Below are 18,147 nucleotides of genomic sequence, written 5' to 3' on the forward strand. Positions count from 1 at the left end.
CGAAAACGTCTCCCCTTGCGCAGAAAGGCCTGGTTGAGGCCGCAAATGCTTCCGGTAGAGCGGTGTGAGAGCGCCGAATCGCCTGTGGGCGAGGCGTTTCACGGGTACATCTCCGAACTGATCGCCGGAGACGCTACCACGCAACTTGGGTGGCTGGTATGACTACTTGCCCGAGATCTTTCCTCTTGCTTCGGGGAGTTGCGGATGTCCGATCAAGGTCAGACAGTCGTTCACGATGTTCCGGTGAATGTCGCTCAACAGCCCGATCCCTACCCGCTTTTCGAGCGCATTCGGGAACACGGAGTCGTCCAGCGGGTACGACTGAATCCCACCCTTGAAGTCTGGATGGTCACCGGCTACGACGAGGCGGTGTCCGCGCTCACCGACCCGAGGCTCAGCTCCAGTCCCGTCCGGGTCAACGGGCTCGCCGAGGAGATGGCGCACCAGGAGCGCACGAACGTCCTGATGGCCAGCATGCTCGTGGCCGACGGCGAGGACCACACCCGGTTGCGCAACCTGGTGTCCAAGGCCTTCACCGCCCGCCGCGTGGACGAGCTGGCGCCCCGTATCCAGGCGCACACCGACGCCTTCCTCGACGCGATCGCCCCGCGCGGATCGGCCGACCTGGTCGCGGAGTTCGCCCTGCCGCTGCCCATGGCCGTACTCAGCGAGCTCATCGGGATCCCGGCCGAGGGGCAGCCGGACTTCGCCCGGCTGGCGGTCGGGCTCATCATGCCGCCCAACACCCCGGAACGGCTCGCGAAGGGCGCCCGGGCGCGCGCCGAACTCACCGAGTTCTTCGAGTCGTTGATCGCCGCTCGGAGGGCGGAGCCGCAAGGCGACCTGCTCAGCGCGCTGTGCGCGGCGCAGGCCGAGGAGCGCGTCAGCGACCGCGAGCTGACCGCCATGGCGATCCTGCTCACGCTCGCCGGGCACGAGACGACCGCAAGCCTCATCGCCAACGGTGTCCACGCCCTGCTGCGCCATCCCGACCAGTTCGCCGCCCTGCGGGCCGACCCCTCGCTGCTCCCCGGCGCGATCGAGGAGCTGCTGCGGTACGAGGGGCCGGTCAGCCGCGGCGTCGCCCGCTTCACCGTCGAGGACTTCGAGATCGCCGGGGTCACCATCCCGGCGGGCGAGATGATCATCATCGGACTGGCGGCCGCGAACCGCGATCCGGCGCGCTACGACCGGCCCGACATCCTCGACGTCGCCCGTCGCGAGATGCCCCAGCAGCTCGCTTTCGGCCACGGCGTGCACTTCTGCCTGGGCGCCCCGCTGGCCCGCGCCGAGGCCCGGACGGCCATCGGCACCCTCCTGCGCCGTTTCCCCGACCTGCGGCTCGCCGCCCCTGACGAGGTCCTGACCCGGCGGGAGGGCATCCTGCGCGGAATGGCCACCCTGCCGGTGACGTTCGCGCCGCAGGAGTAGCGGCGGCGATGCGGCGACCGGAAGCGACGGAGAGGACCTGACCATGGCATCGCCCTTCAGCACCGCGCAGTTCGACGAGATCGCCCCCGTGTACGACGAGTCGCGCGGCGGCACGGCCCGCGCGGCCGGGTTCGCCGAACAGCTGGCGCCGCTGCTCGACCCCGCGCGGCCCGTCCTCGACATCGGTGTCGGCACCGGCATCGTGGCCGCCGAGCTCACGGCACGGGGCCATCGGGTGGTCGGCATCGATCTCTCGCCCGGGATGCTCGCCCGGGCCAGGGCACGGCTGGGGAACCGGGTCGCGGTGGGGGACGCCGGCCGACTCCCGGTGCGCACCGCGTCGGTGACGCAGGCGGTGTCCACCTGGCTGCTGCACGCCGGGCCCGACCGCCGGGCCGTCTTCGGCGAGGCCGCCCGGGTCCTGCGCCCCGGTGGCCGCTACCTGGTGATTCCGGCCCGGGGCGGGCGCCCCACGGACGACATCGGGCGCATCGTCAACGAGCTGGAGGACCAGCTGGATCCCGAGGGGACCCGGCAGGACGGCCCGGAGACGCTGGCGCCGGTCGCCGCGGAGCGGGGGCTGGTCTACGAGGGCACCGCGAGCGAGCGCCCCACGACCTTCGAGGTGTCGCCTCGGGACATGGCGCGCTCGCTGTCCTCCGGCGGCCTGTTCACGGGCGCCTGGCCGGTCGGCGCGGAGGACGCCCCTCTGCTGGAGCGGGCCTGCGAGCGCCTGCGGGCTCTGCCCGATCCCGAGGTCCCGCGGGTGCGGACCATGGCCGACTTCGTGATGATCTTCACCCGTACCGGCTGACCGGGCGTCACAGGCGCCGGGCGACACGTGGCGAGCAGCGGTCGGCGGGCCGCTAGTCCTCGCTCTCGATCGGCTCGGGCTCGCCGTCCTGGGCCTGGGCTCGGCGGCCGACCACGGCCGCCGCGGCGAGGGCGCTCCCGATGAAGGCGGTGGCGACGACCCAGGGCCGGTCGAGCACGTGGCCGGAGGCGTGGTCGAGGGAGTAGCGGCCTGCGCCCGCGACGCCGATGGCCGCCGCCGTGAAGCCGAGGAAGGCCGGGTACTCGTAGCCGCCGGACTGGGCGAAGAAGCCGGCCGGCAGGTGGACCGCGACCGCGCCCGCCATGGCTCCGGCCGCGGCGGCGCCGGCCGCCGGGGTGGCCAGGCCCAGGGCGAGCAGGGCACCGCCGCCGGCCTCGCCGAGCCCCGCGGCGATCGCGCTCTCGCGGGGCGGCGAGAAGCCCATCGCCTCCATGGCGTGCGTGGTGCCCTCCAGGCCGCCGCCCCCGAACCAGCCGAAGAGCTTCTGCGTGCCGTGTGCGGCGAGGACGGCGCCGGTGCCGACCCGGAGGACGAGGAGCCCGAGGTCGCGTCGGTTCAGAGTGGTCATGCGTCCACTGTCGCCGCCGTACGGGCCGGGGCCCGCGCGTTGATACTCCGTACGGGTCATGTTTTGCGGCGTTTGTCCGGTGCTGCTTGAGTGGGAGGGCTTCGCCGCTCGGGGGTTGGCCGCAAGGAGGTAGGTACGCATGTCCGCCGAGACCGCCGCGCTCCGGGAGAAGGTCCGGGCCCTGATGCCGCGGGCCAAGGAGGATCTGACCGAGCTCGTGGCGATGCGCTCGGTCGCCGACCCCCGTCAGTTCCCGCCCGAGGAGTGCGGCAAGGCCGCCGACTTCCTGGTCCGCGCCTTCACGGAGGCGGGCCTGAAGGACATGCGGCGCGTGACCACCCCGGACGGCACCGACGCGGTCGTCGGCCACGCACCCGGCCCCGAGGGCTCCCCCACCGTGCTGCTCTACTGCCACTACGACGTCCAGCCCCCGCTCGACGACGCCGCCTGGACGACCCCGCCCTTCGAACTGACCGAGCGCGACGGGCGCTGGTACGGGCGGGGCACCGCGGACTGCAAGGGCAACATCGCCATGCATCTCACCGCGCTGCGCGCCCTGGGCGGCGGCGCCGACGGGCGCGGTTTCCCGGTCTCCCTGAAGTTCGTCGCCGAGGGCTCGGAGGAGCAGGGCACCGGCGGTCTCGAGCAGTTGGTGCCCCGGCGTCCCGAACTCTTCGCCGCCGACTGCCTGTTGATCTGCGACACCGGCAACTTCACGCTGGGCCTGCCCACCGCGACGACCTCGCTGCGTGGACTGACCGACGTCGTCGTCACCGTCTCCACGCTCAAGGGCGAGGTGCACTCCGGCATGTTCGGCGGTCCCGCCCCCGACGCGCTGGCCGCGCTCGTACGGATCCTCGACAGCCTCCGCGACGAGCAGGGCACACGACGATCAAGGGCCTGGCGGGCGACGGGATCTGGGACGGGGTGGCCTACCCGGTCGAGCGGTTCCGCGCCGACGCCGGCGCCCTCGACGGGGTCTCGCTCCTGGGTACGGGCTCGGTGGCGGACGAGCTGTGGGCCCGGCCGGCCGTCACGGTGCTCGGCATCGACTGCCCGCCCGTGGTGGGTTCGTCCGCGGCCGTCCAGGCCACGGTGCGTGCCCGGGTCAGCCTGCGCGTCCCGCCGGGCGTGGACGCCGACGAAGCGCTGCGCGCGCTCACGGACCATCTGGAATCGGCAGCGCCCTGGGGCGCCCGGGTCGAGGTGGAGGCCGAGAGCGTCGGCCGGCCGTTCCGGGCCCGTACCGACGGACCGGCATACCGGGCGCTGGGCGCGGCGATGCGCCAGGCGTACGGGAAGGACATGGTCCAGTCGGGACAGGGCGGTTCGATCCCGCTCTGCAGTGTGCTGGCGGGTCAGTTCCCGGAGGCGGAGATCGCCCTGATCGGCGTGGAGGAGCCGGGCTGTCTCATCCACGCCCCCGACGAGAGCGTGGATCCGTCCGAGATCGAGCACATGGCGCTGGCGGAAGCGCTCTTCCTCCGTACGTACGCCACCTCGCTCTGATTCGACTGGAGTTTTCCATGACGCAGACGCATGAACGGCCGTCCGGCGACCGGGATGTCCCTCCCGGGCCTCTCGGCCTGCTGGCGAGCAGCGCCTGGCAGGCGTTGCTGGTCGCCGGCCTCGCCTCCCTGGTCCTGGGTGTCCTGGTGCTTGTCTGGCCCGGCGCCTCCTTGTTCGTCGCCGGTGTGCTGTTCGGTCTGTATCTGCTGTTCAGCGGTGTGATGCAGCTGGTGGCCGCCTTCGGTACGCATGCCACGACCTCGCTGCGGGTGATGGCGTTCATCAGCGGCGCCGTGTCGATCCTGCTGGGTCTGTTCTGCTTCCGGGGCGAGACGCAGTCGATTCTGCTGCTGGCGCTGTGGATCGGTATCGGCTGGCTCTTCCGCGGGATCACGCAGAGCGTGGCGGCGGTCTCCGACCCGGAGACGCCGGCCCGCGGCTGGCAGATCTTCCTCGGGATCGTCAGCGCGCTCGCGGGTGTGGTCCTGATCGTGTCGCCGCTCGAATCGGCTGCGGTTCTCACCGTGCTCGGCGGCATCTGGCTGCTGGTCGTGGGCGTCGTCGAGATCGTGACCGCGATCCGGGTGCGCGCGCGGGCGAAGAACCTGCCGCCGGGCGCCTGAGCGAGCCCGCTTCGAGGGCCCCGGCCTGGCCGGGGCCCTCGGCCGATGCGCTACATTTTGCCGGTCCTTGACCGCGATCATTCACGATCACTTCCTCCTCGGAGCCGGCACCCCATGAGCGACATCGTCAACGGCCTCGGCCGGGCCTCCGCCTACGGCGCCCTCGGCGTGGTCCTGCTGATCCTCGGCATCGTCCTGGTCGACGTGCTGACACCGGGGAAGCTGGGCCGGCTGATCTGGGAGCAGCGCAACCGCAACGCCGCGCTCCTGGTCAGCTCCGCCCTGCTCGGCATCGGCGGAATCGTCTTCACCTCGATCTGGACGACGTACGACGACTTCGGCAAGGGCCTCGCGTCCACGGCCACGTTCGGTCTGCTCGGCCTGGTGATGATGGCCGTGGCGTTCCTCGTGGTCGACCTGGTCACGCCGGGCAAGCTGGGCTCCATACTGGTCGACCCCGAGCCGCACCCCGCGGTCTGGGTGACGGCCTCCTGCAACATCGCGGTCTCCGCGATCGTCGCCGCCTCCATCGCCTGAGCCGCTCCCTCTCCCGAGCCGCTCCCTCTCCTGAGCACCTCCCTCTCCTGAGCCGCCCGGTCAACGGCCGGTCGGCCCGACGCCGATCGGCTCGACCTCCAGGAACCGCCTGCGGCGCGGCCCCCGGTACAGCAGCGCCTCCCAGCCGAGCCGCTCCAGGACCGGGACGCACGCGCCGAGGGCGGACTCCTCCTCCTGGGCCGCTCCGCCGCCGGGCGGCCCCACCCACTCCACGACGGCGGTGCCCGGTCGCTCGCCGGCCGTGACCCGGTAGCCGGTCGCCGTACGGGCCCCCGAGACGTCCACCGCCGAGGGGGCCCTCCCGGCCGCCTCCAGGGCCAGGGCCACCGCCCGGACCGGCTGTCTTCGCTCCCACTCCGCGGGCGCGCCCCGCGGACCGCCGCCCTGGCTGTTGGTCAGCCGCCGGATCTGGAGCAGCCCTTCGAAGGCGGCCCGTACCTCCCGGGACCGCTGCTCCGCGTCCCCCGCCGGCAGGGGCGGCCCGTCCCCCGTCGCCGCCTCGAAGGTCCCGCCGCTCGTCGTCATGCCCCACACCGTAGGACCGGCCACTGACAACCGCCCCTCGTGCGCGGACGCCCCGGTGTCCTCTCAGCGCTGGCCGCGGCCGCTCGTCACCGCGTAGTACTGCAGGTCCTGCTTGTCGACCGCGCGGCGTACCGGATACCGGCTGGTGACAGTCGTCGTGGTCTTCCCGTCCCGCACGACGGTCGCCGAGCTGTGTCCGGGGCGCAGCGGGAGGAGTTCGGCGTGCACGCCGGTCGGCGCGCGATGGCCGCCCGCGGTGCCTCCGGTGTCGGTGCGTACCTGCGCGGGGGCGGTGAGGAAGGAGAGCACCTCCACGGTGTCCCGGGGTGTGGCGGTGCCGCTGCGGGGCTCTATCAGCTGCGGCTGGAGCCGGGCCGATGGGGTGTCGTCGACGAACTGGACGCGCGAGGTCAGATAGACCGTGTCCCGCACGATCCTGGGCCAGTCGCCGGTCTTGAACCGGGTCAGGTAGTACGAGGTGAGGTCCAGGTAGGCGTAGCCGTTGTGCAGCGAGGGCGCGAAGTGGGTGCCTTCGGAGTAGTCGTTCCAGGTGGTGAGCTGGACCCAGTCCGCGCCGGATTCGAGGGCGGCTCCCCAGCTCGCCCGCAGGGTCTCGGTGTTGCCGGCCTCGTCGTACACGCCCTGGTTGGGGCGGGCGTCCTGGACGGAGACCGGCTGCATCCAGATCTTGCCGAGGCGGTGGGCCCGCTGGGCGTCGGCCGCGGCTCCGTCCTGGCGTCCGGGGCTGCGCGCGCCCCACTCGGAGAAGCCGTGGCTGATCGCCGCGTACCGCTCCCGCTCCGCCGTGAAGTCGAGGAAGAGAGGGACAAGGGCGGTACGGATGCCGTGCCGGGTCTCCAGGTCCCGCATCATCTCCCGCCACCAGTCGGGCTCCTTCTCCTCGGCCTTGAACGGGGAGACGACGAGCCGGCCGTCGGGCAGCCGGTGGGCCGCGGGGTGACGGGCCAGTCGCGCGAGCGAGTCGGCGAGTTCGGCCGGGGTGGTGGCGGTCAGCGCGGTCATGTCGGGCATGAGCTGGATCCGGAAGCCGGGGTCCTCCTCGTGGGCGGCCCGCAGGAGCAGTTCGGCGCGGTCCCAGTTGCGTCCGCCGGCGGACAGCAGGTCGAGGGTGAAGCCGTCGAGTCCGGCGTCGCGTGCGGTGCGGATCTCCTGGCGCAGATGGGCCAGTTGCCAGTTCCCGGCCTCGGGCGCGACGGGCAGCGGGCGGTCGCGCAGCAGGCCTCCGTAGGCGCGGTGCTTGCCCTTCTCGCCGTGCGGGGTGAGGTAGTTGCGGGTGTAGTAGTCCCGCTCGGCGGGCTCGTTGTCCAGGGAGAGCGGGTACGGGGTGAAGTAGTGGGCGAAGACCAGCTTGCCGGAGCGCCGCAGTTCAGCGGTCGGCGGCAGGTCGAAGGGGAGCGCGGTGCTGTACGCCTTGGGCCGCTCCCCGGCCGGCTCTGCGGGGGCGTCCGCGCGGAGCACGCCCGCCGAGCCGATGCCGGCCAGGGCCACCAGCAGCAGTACCCCCAGCGCGAGTCCCGGGACCATCCGGCGGCGCCCCGGCGCCCGGTGGGGCCGGGGCCGGGCCGTCCGGCGGTGCGGCGGGCGGGACCGCGCTGAGGGCATGTCCGCCATGGGGCGTCCTTACGATCGGTCGGGGCTGCCGCGGGGTCGCGGGCTGGCAGTAGTACAACCGATCGGGGACGGTGGAACAACCACCGTCGGCCGCGTGGCGGACGGGTGGCGGGGGCCTAGCGGGTACCGCTTCCGAGGCGGTCGGTGCGGTGACTTGCGACGTAGTCGGCCAGGGTGTCGTTCCGCATCGCGGCCCACAGCCCGTCGGATTCCTTCTGGTCGAGGAGGACGACGGACTGGCCCTTGATCATGTCGGTCCGGGCGACGGGCGCGTTCATGAACACCATCTGCCCGGGGCGTACCGACCTGTTGTCCCAGAGGAGTTCGCGCAGGTCGGAGTCGCTGAGCCGGTCGTCGACGCTGACGCTGGCGGTGAGCGTGTCGAGCAGTTCGGTTGCCCGGAGCGGGTTGGTGAGGTTGCGGGTGGTCATCGTCTTGGTCAGGACGGCGCGCAGGAAGTTCTGCTGGCGGTGGGTGCGGTCGAAGTCGCCGCGGGCCAGGTTCTTCCTCTCGCGGACGTAGACGAGCGCCTGCGTGCCGTTCATGTGCCGGACCGTGCCGTCGACCCGGAGGTCGACTCCGCCGACGGCGTCGGTGAGCTTCTTGAACCCCTCCCAGTCGATGACGGCGAGATGGTCCACGCGGACGTCGGTCAGCCGCTGGACGGTGTCGATGAGCAGCGGCGGACCGCCCCAGGAGAAGGCGGCGTTGAGCTTGGCCCTGCCGTGCCCGGGGACGTCGACCCAGGAGTCGCGGGGCAGCGAGACGACATAGGCGTTGGAGTGGTCGGCCGGCAGGTGGACCAGCATCATCGTGTCGCTGCGCTGGGCTCCGTACGTCCATGACGGCGCCTTGGCGTCACGGCCGGTGGTGGGCAGGTCGGAGCGGCTGTCGACACCGACGAGGAGGAAGGTCCGGCCGCCCTTGGACGGCGCGGGTTGCTGCTCGGGCGGGACGTTGGTGGGGAAGGCGCCCGGGATGCGCTCCACGTTGCCGGTGTAGTGCTCGACCGCCCACCAGCCGGCGCCGCCGGCCATCAGGATCCCGATGCCGAGCAGCGCGAGCGCCCCCAACAGGACCCGTTTCGCGCTCACTCGACGTCTGCGCGGCGCTGTGCTTTGCGCCACAGCGGGAGCTTCCTCCTCCACCGTCGTCACATCCCCCTCCGACACGCTCACACCCCTTCCACGATGCCCTCACGTGCGTGAACTCCCTTTGAACAGACGTATCATGCGATCGGCCGTGTCCACACCGGCCCCGATGTCACGAGATGAATACGCCATCACCTTCTGAGGTCGTTCGCGTGAACTGCAGCGGGCGTGCGGGTGTTTGTCGTACTGTTCCGGCGTTGCGACGCTTGTTCGTCGATCAGGGGGATCGACGAACGTGGTGGCGAACGTCGACACGTGCCTGGGGGGTTCATGTGGCATGCCCGCACAACTGAGACCAACTCCGCCGGTGGACAGACCGGTTCACCGACCGTACTTCCGCATCCTCGTGCCAAGGCACGCTGGTACCTGGCCGTCGCGCTGACCGTCGACGTCCTCGGTGCCGGGTTGCCCACGGCGCTGATCCTCCGCGTCGAGCGGCAGCCGTACGCCTACGCCGGCGCCGTCGTCGCCGCCCTGTCCTGGGCGGGCGTACGGGCGCTGCGGCGGCGGTACGCGCGGCGCCAACTCGGCGAGTCGCGGGGCAGTCTGCCCGTGCTGCACGACTGGCTGATCCTTCTCGGTCTGCTCGCCGTGCTGCGCGCCGCCGCCGATCTGCACCACCCCGCGCTGCTCTGTCTCGCCGCGCTCGCACCGGCGCCCGTACTCACCCTGTCCTGCTCGAAACTGACGTGGCATCACCTCGTGGCGGCGCGCAAGGAGGCCCAGGTGGTCACCCGGGTCCTCGTCCTGGGCGAGCCGGTGGCCGCCGGCGACGTCGCCGAGCATCTCGCCGGACGCACCGAGCATCCGTACGTGGTGGTCGGCGTCGTGGCGATCGGCGACGGTCCGGTCCGCACCGGCGCACCGGTGGCCGCGCGGCTCGGGACGCCGATGCCCGAGGCCGCGGACGGGGACGCCGTGCTCGTCCTCGCCGCCGCCCGCGAGCTGGAGGCGGATGTCGTCCTCGTCGCGGCGTGCCCCCGCATGGCGGGCGAGCGGCTGCGCCGGCTCTCCTGGGGGCTGCACGACGCGGGTACCGAACTCGCCCTGGCCCCAGGCCTGGTGGAGTTCTCCGTCAAGCGTCTGGAGACGACGTCGGCGGCCGGTATGGCCCTGCTCCGGGTCGCGCCGCCGGTGCGCAGCGGGGTCCAGCAAGGCCTGAAGTCCCTGATGGACCGGGCGGGGGCGGCGCTCGGCCTGCTCGCCCTCTCGCCGCTGTTCCTCGCGATCGGCGCGGCGGTACGGCTCACCTCTCCGGGGCCCGTGTTCTACCGGCAGGTCCGCGTCGGCCAGGGCCGGGTCCCGTTCGTGATGTGGAAGTTCCGCACGATGTTCCTGGACGCCGACGCCCGCAAGGCGGAGCTGGCGCAGGCCAACGAGCACGACGGGCTGATGTTCAAGATGCGCCGCGATCCGCGGGTGACCCGGGTGGGGCGGCTGCTGCGCCGCACCTCACTGGACGAGCTGCCTCAGCTGATCAACGTGCTGCTCGGGTCGATGTCCCTGGTCGGGCCCCGCCCGCCGCTGCCGGAGGAGGTGGCACGGTACGGGGACGTGGAGCTGCGCAGGCTCTCCGTACGGCCCGGGATGACGGGTCTGTGGCAGATCAGCGGGCGCTCGGACCTGTCGTGGGACGAGACGGTGGAGCTCGATCTGCACTATGTCGACAACTGGTCGTTCACCAGCGATGTCGATGTCATGGCCCGTACGTTCCGCGCCGTCGTCGACGGTCGCGGAGCGTACTGACGGGCCGGGGCGTATGAGGTCAGTTCTGTTCCCGCCACCAGGCGTAGGTGGCGGCGATGCCGTCCGGCAGCGCGACGGCGGGCTTCCAGCCGAGGCCGGTGAGCCGGGACACGTCGAGCAGCTTGCGCGGGGTGCCGTCGGGCTTGCCGGTGTCCCAGGCGATCCTGCCCTGAAAGCCCGTCACCTGCGCGATGGTCTCGGCGAGTTCGCGGATGGTGAGGTCCTCGCCGCAGCCGATGTTGACGGGCTCGTCGCCGTCGTAGCCGCGCAGCAGTACGGCGCAGGCGGCGGCCAGGTCGTCGACGTGCAGGAACTCCCGGCGCGGGCTGCCGGAGCCCCAGAGCACGATCTCCTCCCGCCCTTCCTCGCGGGCCTCGTGGAAGCGGCGGATCAGCGCCGGCAGGACGTGCGAGGTCTCCAGGTCGAAGTTGTCGCCGGGGCCGTAGAGATTGGTCGGCATCGCGGAGATGTACGCGGCGCCGTACTGCTTCCGGTACGCCTGGACCTGGACGATTCCGGCGATCTTGGCGAGCGCGTAGGCCTCGTTGGTGGGCTCCAGGGGGCCCGTGAGGAGCGCGTCCTCGGTGATGGGCTGGGGGGCGAGCCGCGGGTAGATGCAGGACGATCCGAGAAAGAGCAGCCGCTCGACCCCGGCGGCGTGCGCGCCGGCGACGACGGAGAGCTGGATCCGGAGGTTCTCCTCCAGGAACTGCACGGGGTAGGTGCTGTTCGCCATGATCCCGCCGACCTTGGCGGCGGCGAGCACCACGGCGTCCGGGCGCGTCTCGGCGAGGAACGCGGCGGTCCGTGCCGCGTCGCGCAGATCGAGCTCCGCGCGGGTCCGGGTGATCACTTCGTGCCCGTCCGCGGTCAGCCGGCGGGCGATCGCGGAGCCGACGAGGCCGCGGTGGCCCGCGACGAATATCCGGGCCCGCTCGGGCAGATACGACGGTTCGATCGTCGATGGAGTCATGGCCCGGATCATGCCAGGCCATCGGTGCGCACAGCACGCCAGATCCGGATTTCTCTCCTGGATCGGCGCGAACAAGCAGGTTACGGAATATCCGCACGATACGGGTCGGCTGGGGGCCGGTCCGTCGGGGAGGGGCACCACGCATGAGCAAGACCGCACTCATCACCGGCGTCACCGGGCAGGACGGCTCGTACCTGGCCGAACTGCTGATGTCCAAGGGCTACACGGTCCATGGGCTCGTCCGCCGCTCGTCCAGCTTCAACACGGAGCGGATCGACCACATCTACCAGGATCCGCAGCAGGCGAACCGCTCGTTCGTGCTGCACCACGCGGACCTCTCGGACGGGGTGGCGCTGGTGAACCTGCTCCGCGACATCCGCCCCGACGAGGTGTACAACCTCGGCGCGCAGTCCCATGTGCGGGTCTCCTTCGACGCCCCGCTGTACACCGGCGACGTGACGGGCCTCGGCGCGCTGCGGCTCCTGGAGGCGATCCGGGCCAGCGGCATCGACACCCGGATCTACCAGGCCTCGTCCTCCGAGATGTTCGGCGCGACCCCGCCGCCGCAGAACGAGCGGACCCCGTTCCACCCGCGCAGCCCGTACGGCGCCGCCAAGGTCTTCGCCTACTGGACCACGGTCAACTACCGTGAGGCGTACGGGATGTTCGCCGTCAACGGGATCCTGTTCAACCACGAGTCGCCGCGCCGTGGAGAGACCTTCGTGACGCGCAAGGTGACCCGGGCCGTCGCCCGCATCAAGGCCGGGCTGCAGGACCGGCTGTACCTGGGCAACCTCGACGCCGTACGGGACTGGGGATACGCCCCCGAGTACGTCGACGCGATGTGGCGGATGCTCCAGCAGGACGAGCCGACCGACTACGTGGTGGCGACCGGAGTCCCGGCGACGGTACGGCAGTTCGTGGAGACCTCCTTCGCCCACGCGGGGCTCGACTGGGCGGAGCACGTGCGCTACGACCCCAAGTACGAGCGCCCAAGCGAGGTCGACGCCCTCATCGGCGACGCGAGCAAGGCCCAGGAGCTGCTTGGCTGGAAGCCCTCGGTTCAGGTGGACGAGCTGGCGCGGATCATGGTCGACGCCGATGTCCGGCTCGTCGAGGAGCAGTTGGCGGGGGCGACGGTCCGCATCGACCGCTGAGCTGCGCCTTCTCACGACCAGGCCGTCCCGGAGAGCCACCGGGACGGCCGAGCCCCGGGAGCCGCCGGGGTCGCGGAAGATACCGGATTGGTCAAGTGAGCTTCTCCGCTTGTCACTTCGTCGTACAGTTCGCATTCATCACATGGCAGTTGCACCACTTCACGCCACATTGACTGGGCTATTACGCCTGGGGGGAACATGCGTAGATCCTGGGGGCTGACCGCTGCCCTCGTCCTGACCGTCGCGGCCGGAGCGGGAGGCTCTCTGGCCCCGTCGGCCGCGGCGCTGACGCCGCCGGTGGCCTTCACCGCGGACGATCTGCCGACCTGGCAGACCAACGGTGTCGTCTGGGCTCTGGCCGAGGCGAACGACACCGTGTTCGTGGGCGGCACCTTCTCCGAGCTCCGGCCGCCGGAGGGCGGCGCCGGACTGGCGAAGGCCGCCGTCAACTTCGCGGCGATGGACGCGGCCACCGGCGCGCCCACCAGCTGCACCCTCTCCTTCACCGTCGGCAGCGGCACCGCGACCGTGCGAGCCCTCGTGGTCTCGCCGGACAAGAAGACGCTGTACGCGGGAGGTTACTTCGGTGCCGTCAACGGCACCCCGGTCTCCAGCCTCGCCGCCATCGACATCGCCACCTGCACGCCGAAGGCGGGCTTCACCCCGAGCTTCCCCGCCACCGTGCGGGCGCTCGCCGTCACCGACACCACCATCTACGCGGCCGGCGACTTCGGGACCGTCGAGGGGCAGACCCGTCAGCGGTTCGCCGCCGTCACCACCGCCGGCGCCCTGCTGCCGTTCACCGCCAACGCGGACGAGCCGGGCCGGGCCATCGAGGTCACCCCGGACGGACAGCACGTCCTGCTCGGCGGCGACTTCTTCACCGTCAACGGGGCCAACTCGCACGCGCTCGCCGTGGTCAACGCCACGACCGGCGCCGTGACCAAGGCGTACCCCAACGGCTGGATCCCGCAGAACTCCGTCGTCAAGGACATCGAGACGGACGCCACGGGCTTCTACACCGGCAACGAGGGCACGGGCGGCGGCGTCTTCGACGGCCGCATCGCCCTGAACCTCTCCGACTTCGAGCAGCGCTGGCGGGACACCTGCCTGGGCGCCACCCAGGCCGTGCGTTCCTACGAGGGCGTGCTCTACAGCGCCTCGCACGCCCACGACTGCTCCAGCGTCGGCGAGTTCCCCGACGGGCGCCGCTACCACCTGCTCGCCCAGCCGACGACGTCCGTCGGCAAGCTCGGCTGGTTCCCGGACACCAACGACGGTATCGGCGAGGGCATCGGACCGCGCGCCTTCGCCATCTCGGGCACGGGGACGACCAAGTACCTGTGGGTGGGCGGCGAGTTCACCACCACCAACGGGGCCCCGGCCCAGGGACTGACGCGCTTCGCCTCCGGCCCCGACACCGGCGCGCCGACCGTGCCCGTGGCGAGCGCCGCTGCCGTCGGCCCGGACGCGGTGCAGGTCCGCTGGCGTTCCAGCCTCGACCTGGACGACTCGAAGCTGACGTACAAGGTCTACCGCAACGGCGCCGCCACTCCGGTCGCGACCGTCCAGGGCGACTCGCTGCACTGGTCGCGCCCCCAGGTCTCCTTCAAGGACACCAACGTGACCCCGGGCCAGACCTACAGCTACCGGGTGACGGCGAGTGACGCGGACGGCAACACCAGCGCTCTGTCCGCGACCTCGACGGTGACCGTGCCGACCTCGCCCGAGCCGTACGCCTCCCGGGTGATCGCCGACGGCGCCGGGCTGTACTGGCGCTTCGACGAGTCGACCACGCCGTACGCGGCCGACTCCTCCGACGGCGGCGACAACAGCGGTCTGTACATCAACGCGCCCACGCTGCGCCAGACCCCGGGCGCGGTCAGCGGCTCGTCCACGGCCGTCGCGCTCAACGGCACGAACGAGCAGATCCACAGCGACCGCCGTCAGACCGTCACCGGCGCCTTCACCATCGAGACGTGGTTCAAGACGACCACGACCCGCGGCGGCAAGCTGATCGGCTTCGGAAGCAACACGACCCGCAACAGCGGCAACTACGACAAGCACCTGTACATGACGAACACCGGCAACGTGGTGTTCGGCGTGTACACCGGCTCCACCCGGACGCTGACCTCGCTCGGCTCGTACAACAACGGCGCCTGGCACCACGCGGTCGGCACCCAGGGCCCGGAGGGCATGCGGCTGTACGTCGACGGCAAGCTGGTCGGCTCCAACTCCGTCACCACCAACCAGCAGTACGCCGGCTTCTGGCATGTCGGAGCGGACAACCTCTCCGGCTGGCCGCTGCGTCCGACGAGTAACTTCTTCGCCGGTCAGCTGGACGAGGCCGCCGTCTACCCGTCGGCGCTCACCGGCACGCAGGTCGCCCAGCACTACAGCCTGGCCTCCGCACCGGCCGACTCGGTCACCACCGTCACCGCGACGGAGGACACGTACGCCAACGCGGGTGCGCCGGGCACCAATTACGGCGCGTCCAGCTCGCTGGCCGTCCGCGGCACGTCCGCGTACGAGTCGTACCTGCGGTTCACGCTGCCGGCCGCCCCGGCCGGCACGGTCCTCAAGAGCGCCCGGCTCGCGGTGAAGACGAGCACCATGACCGGCGCGGGCTCGGTCGACTCCCAGTCGATCGTCCCGGTCACCGGCGCGTGGACCGAGGACGGGCTGACGTACACCAACCGTCCGGCGCTCGGCTCCGAACCGATCGGGACGCTGAGCGGCGCCACGGACGGCTCTGCCGTCTACTCGGCGGCGCTGGACACCCCGGCGATCTCGGCGGCGCTCGGCGGCTCGTACAGCCTGGCGCTGACCAGCACCGGGACCGACCCGCTGTGGCTCTGGTCGTCCGAGGCGACGGCCGCGGAGGGTACTCCGCAGCTGGTGCTCACCTTCGGCGCCCCGTAACGGTCGCCGAGCCTTCCATCACCGGATGCGGGGCCCGGCCTGCCGGGCCCCGCATCCGACGTACCACGGGAGTTCCCTCATGCGTCGTCCTCTTCACCGGCGCCCCGCAGCGGCGGCGGCCGCGCTCGCCGCGCTGCTGCTCACCCTCTCCGCATGCTCCTCGGACGGCGCCGACGCGCCGCCGAAGGCCGCCACACCCACGCGGTCGGCGGCCGTGCCCGACCGGCAGGCCGAGGCGGAGCCGGCCGGCCCCACCCCCTCCGCATCCCGGGGGCCGGTCGTGCCGGACTCCGAACTCCAGCCTGTCACCGGCTCGTTCACGCAGAAGGAGAAGGAGTATCTGAGCGGCCGGGTGCCGCAGAACACGGACCCGGCGGCCGTGCTCCAGACCGGCCAGGAGTCCTGCCAGCGGCTGGAGCGCACCGCCAAGCGGGACAGGGACGCGGCCGTCGGGGCGATCGTCGCCGGAGACATCGCGGACGCCGAGGCGGTCGTGACCCATCTCTGCCCGGCGCAGAAGCCGCTGCTCGTGACGGCGAGCACGGGGTTCCCCGACGGCACGGTCAAGGAGCCGAAGGCCGGGAGCTACCGCGCGCTGACCACGAACCCCGCCTGCGCCTGGCGGGCCGTCGGCGAGGACGGCAAGATCCTCGCGTCCGGACCCGCGACCGGGTCCGAAGGGCCCGTCGTGGCGAAGATCCCGGCGGGAGCACGGGAGTTCACCTCCAGCGCCTGCTACGCCTGGCTGCCCGCGTAGCACCCGCGCGACACGACGGAGCCCGGTGCGGTCGTCCGACCGCGCCGGGCTCCGTCGTGTCGGACCGGTCAGACCCCCGCCGCCCGCTCGTAGACCCCGAGCAGGGTGTCCAGGACCGTCTCCATCGAGAAGGCCTCCGCCGCGAGCTTCCGGGCCGCCACCGACGCGGTGTCGTTCGCGCCCGGCTCCAGGAGCGCGCGCACGGCCGGGGCGATCCCCGCGGCTTCCGTGATCACCCGTCCCGCGCCGGCCTCCTCGATGTCGTGGGCGAGGCCGTTGGAGGTGGTGACGACGGCCGGGGTGCCGACCGAGAGCGACTCCAGGACGGACATGGGGAACGGTTCGTCGACCGACGGCAGGACGTAGACATGCGCCCGGCGCAGCTCCTGGAGCATCCGCTCGGACGACAGCGGCCCCGGGCGGCTCACCCTGTCGCCGACCCCCAGCTCGGCGACGAGCGCGTCGACCGCGGCCCGCTCTCCCTCGTCGGGCCCGGCCAGCACGAACGTGGCGTCGGGATGGTGGCGCAGGATCTCCGGGACGGCCGCGACGAAGTCCGTGGGACGCTTACGGGCCTGCAGCCGCGCCGCGTACAGGATCCGGGGCGGGCCGGCCGGGGCCGGGCGCGGCTCCTGCGCGGGTACGCCGTTGACCAGCCGTACGGCCTGGGTGAGCGGACCGCCGACGACCGCGTCCAGGTCCTTGCGCTCGCGCCCCGTCAGATACAGCACGGCGGAGGCGCCCCGCAGCACGCGCCGGACCGCGACCGCGTCCAGGACCTTGGCCAGCAGCTTCTCGCTCGGGTCGACCATGCCGTGCGTCTGGAGCACGAGCGGGCGGCCGGCGCGCAGGGCGGCCAGGGCGACGGGCAGGGTCACCAGGTCGCGGGCGAGATGGACATGGACGATGTCGGCGTCCCTGACCAGCGCGGACGCGCCCGCGAGCAGCGCGGGCGAGGTGATGCCGCTGAAGCCGAGCGGGAGGATCGAACGGGCCCGATAGAGCCGGGCGGGCACGCCGTCCACCTCGGTGGGCAGGGAGCCGCCCTCGAAGCCGTCGCCGAGGGCGGTCAGCCGCACCTGATGGCCTCGCCCGGCCAGTCCGCGGGAGAGGTTGACGGCCACCCTGACCGGTCCGCCGAAGGCGTGCGTGGGGCTGTGCAGCGTCACCGCGTGCAGGATCCTGAGGCCGCTCATGCCGGCACCGGGACGGGCCGGCGGCCCTCGGCCGTGTGCAGGGTGAGCTCGGGCAGGTCCTTGTGGAGCGTCGTACCGGCGGCGACGACCGCGTGGCGGCCGACGGTGACACCGGCGAGGACGGTGGCGCGGGCCGCGACCCAGGCGCCGTCCTCGACGGTGATCGGGGCGTTGCGGTAGCGGAAGTCGGCGGCCCGGTGGTCGTGACCGCCGGTGCACAGCAGCGCCTCCTGGGAGACGCAGACATGGGCGCCGAGGGTGACGGGCTCCAGATTGAGCAGCCAGGCGCCCTCGCCGATCCAGGTGTGGTCGCCGACGGTCAGCTTCCACGGCCACAGGATCCTGACCCGGTGCCGTATGAGCACGCCCTCGCCTATGGTCGCGCCGAAGGCCCGCAGCAGGGCGACCCGCAGCCGGGCCGGGCAGAACCACGCCATGAAGAGCGTGTTCATCACCGCGAACCAGAGCGCCTGCACGAGCCTGCCGCGGCCCTTGTCGTAACCGGCCAGCGTGAAGGCCGGGAGATTCCGCATGAGTTCACCCCCACCGGCGCCTCCCCAGGCG

The 18,147-nt window shown here is 72.1% G+C and carries 15 protein-coding genes and 1 pseudogene; 9 read left to right on the forward strand and 7 right to left on the reverse strand.

All coding sequences use genetic code 11. The annotated features are described in order from the left end of the window. Positions 1–243 precede the first annotated feature (243 nt). Both FDM97_RS21450 and FDM97_RS36555 read left to right on the forward strand, forming a co-directional pair. Positions 244–1,431 carry a cytochrome P450 family protein gene (locus tag FDM97_RS21450; protein ID WP_254705702.1) on the forward strand — a complete coding sequence of 396 codons (1,188 nt, stop codon included), beginning with the start codon at positions 244–246 and terminating at the stop codon, positions 1,429–1,431. Positions 1,432–1,474: 43 nt separating this feature from the next. Beyond that, on the forward strand, positions 1,475–2,245 hold the full coding sequence (locus tag FDM97_RS36555) for a class I SAM-dependent methyltransferase (protein ID WP_137992081.1): 771 nt from the start codon (positions 1,475–1,477) through the stop codon (positions 2,243–2,245). A 52-nt stretch (positions 2,246–2,297) separates the two neighbouring features. Here the strand turns inward: FDM97_RS36555 and FDM97_RS21460 are convergent, their stop codons facing one another. Next, positions 2,298–2,834, reverse strand: coding sequence for a DoxX family membrane protein (locus tag FDM97_RS21460; protein ID WP_137992083.1), 537 nt, complete (start codon positions 2,832–2,834; stop codon positions 2,298–2,300). 139 nt (positions 2,835–2,973) lie between these two features. Here FDM97_RS21460 and FDM97_RS21465 point away from each other — a divergent pair. The 3 genes and pseudogenes from FDM97_RS21465 (at position 2,974) to FDM97_RS21475 (ending at position 5,503) form a co-directional block, all read left to right on the forward strand. Further along, positions 2,974–4,343: pseudogene (locus FDM97_RS21465) on the forward strand (M20/M25/M40 family metallo-hydrolase). A 17-nt stretch (positions 4,344–4,360) separates the two neighbouring features. Beyond that, positions 4,361–4,966, forward strand: coding sequence for an HdeD family acid-resistance protein (locus FDM97_RS21470; RefSeq protein WP_137992084.1), 606 nt, complete (start codon positions 4,361–4,363; stop codon positions 4,964–4,966). 114 nt (positions 4,967–5,080) lie between these two features. After that, the gene (locus FDM97_RS21475) at positions 5,081–5,503 is read left to right on the forward strand and encodes a DUF350 domain-containing protein (RefSeq protein WP_137992086.1); all 423 of its coding nucleotides are present in this window, start codon (positions 5,081–5,083) and stop codon (positions 5,501–5,503) included. A gap of 60 nt (positions 5,504–5,563) precedes the next feature. Here the strand turns inward: FDM97_RS21475 and FDM97_RS21480 are convergent, their stop codons facing one another. The 3 genes from FDM97_RS21480 to FDM97_RS21490 all read right to left on the reverse strand — a co-directional run bounded on the left by FDM97_RS21480 (position 5,564) and on the right by FDM97_RS21490 (position 8,775). Then, positions 5,564–6,049: a hypothetical protein gene (locus FDM97_RS21480; protein ID WP_137992087.1), complete on the reverse strand. Its 486-nt coding sequence runs from the start codon at positions 6,047–6,049 to the stop codon at positions 5,564–5,566. Positions 6,050–6,112: 63 nt separating this feature from the next. Further along, positions 6,113–7,681, reverse strand: coding sequence for a glycoside hydrolase family 71 protein (locus FDM97_RS21485; protein ID WP_254705703.1), 1,569 nt, complete (start codon positions 7,679–7,681; stop codon positions 6,113–6,115). Positions 7,682–7,797: 116 nt separating this feature from the next. Then, positions 7,798–8,775, reverse strand: a complete 978-nt coding sequence (locus tag FDM97_RS21490; RefSeq protein WP_254705704.1) for an LCP family protein — start codon at positions 8,773–8,775, stop codon at positions 7,798–7,800. Between the two features lie 327 nt (positions 8,776–9,102). On the opposite strand from FDM97_RS21490, the gene FDM97_RS21495 reads away from it, so the two are divergent. Continuing rightward, the gene (locus FDM97_RS21495) at positions 9,103–10,578 is read left to right on the forward strand and encodes a sugar transferase (RefSeq protein ID WP_137992088.1); all 1,476 of its coding nucleotides are present in this window, start codon (positions 9,103–9,105) and stop codon (positions 10,576–10,578) included. 19 nt (positions 10,579–10,597) lie between these two features. Here the strand turns inward: FDM97_RS21495 and FDM97_RS21500 are convergent, their stop codons facing one another. Further along, a complete protein-coding gene (locus tag FDM97_RS21500; RefSeq protein ID WP_137992089.1) occupies positions 10,598–11,563 on the reverse strand; it encodes a GDP-L-fucose synthase family protein in 966 nt (321 codons plus the stop codon). Between the two features lie 131 nt (positions 11,564–11,694). On the opposite strand from FDM97_RS21500, the gene gmd reads away from it, so the two are divergent. The 3 genes from gmd (at position 11,695) to FDM97_RS21515 (ending at position 16,387) form a co-directional block, all read left to right on the forward strand. Then, positions 11,695–12,708: a GDP-mannose 4,6-dehydratase gene (gene gmd, locus FDM97_RS21505; protein WP_137992090.1), complete on the forward strand. Its 1,014-nt coding sequence runs from the start codon at positions 11,695–11,697 to the stop codon at positions 12,706–12,708. A gap of 198 nt (positions 12,709–12,906) precedes the next feature. Beyond that, complete coding sequence (locus tag FDM97_RS21510; RefSeq protein ID WP_137992092.1) at positions 12,907–15,630, forward strand: CBM96 family carbohydrate-binding protein; 2,724 nt, start codon at positions 12,907–12,909, stop codon at positions 15,628–15,630. Positions 15,631–15,709: 79 nt separating this feature from the next. Further along, positions 15,710–16,387 carry a hypothetical protein gene (locus tag FDM97_RS21515; RefSeq protein WP_137992093.1) on the forward strand — a complete coding sequence of 226 codons (678 nt, stop codon included), beginning with the start codon at positions 15,710–15,712 and terminating at the stop codon, positions 16,385–16,387. 68 nt (positions 16,388–16,455) lie between these two features. On the opposite strand, the gene FDM97_RS21520 is transcribed toward FDM97_RS21515, so the two are convergent. Beyond that, entirely contained in the window at positions 16,456–17,583 is a 1,128-nt protein-coding gene (locus tag FDM97_RS21520; RefSeq protein ID WP_137992095.1) for a glycosyltransferase, read from the reverse strand. Next, on the reverse strand, positions 17,580–18,116 hold the full coding sequence (locus FDM97_RS21525) for a WcaF family extracellular polysaccharide biosynthesis acetyltransferase (RefSeq protein ID WP_137992096.1): 537 nt from the start codon (positions 18,114–18,116) through the stop codon (positions 17,580–17,582). The genes FDM97_RS21520 and FDM97_RS21525 overlap by 4 nt, the downstream gene beginning before the upstream one ends. Positions 18,117–18,147: the final 31 nt, after the last annotated feature.

It is taken from the genome of Streptomyces vilmorinianum (assembly GCF_005517195.1).
Taxonomy (GTDB): Bacteria; Actinomycetota; Actinomycetes; order Streptomycetales; family Streptomycetaceae; genus Streptomyces; species Streptomyces vilmorinianum.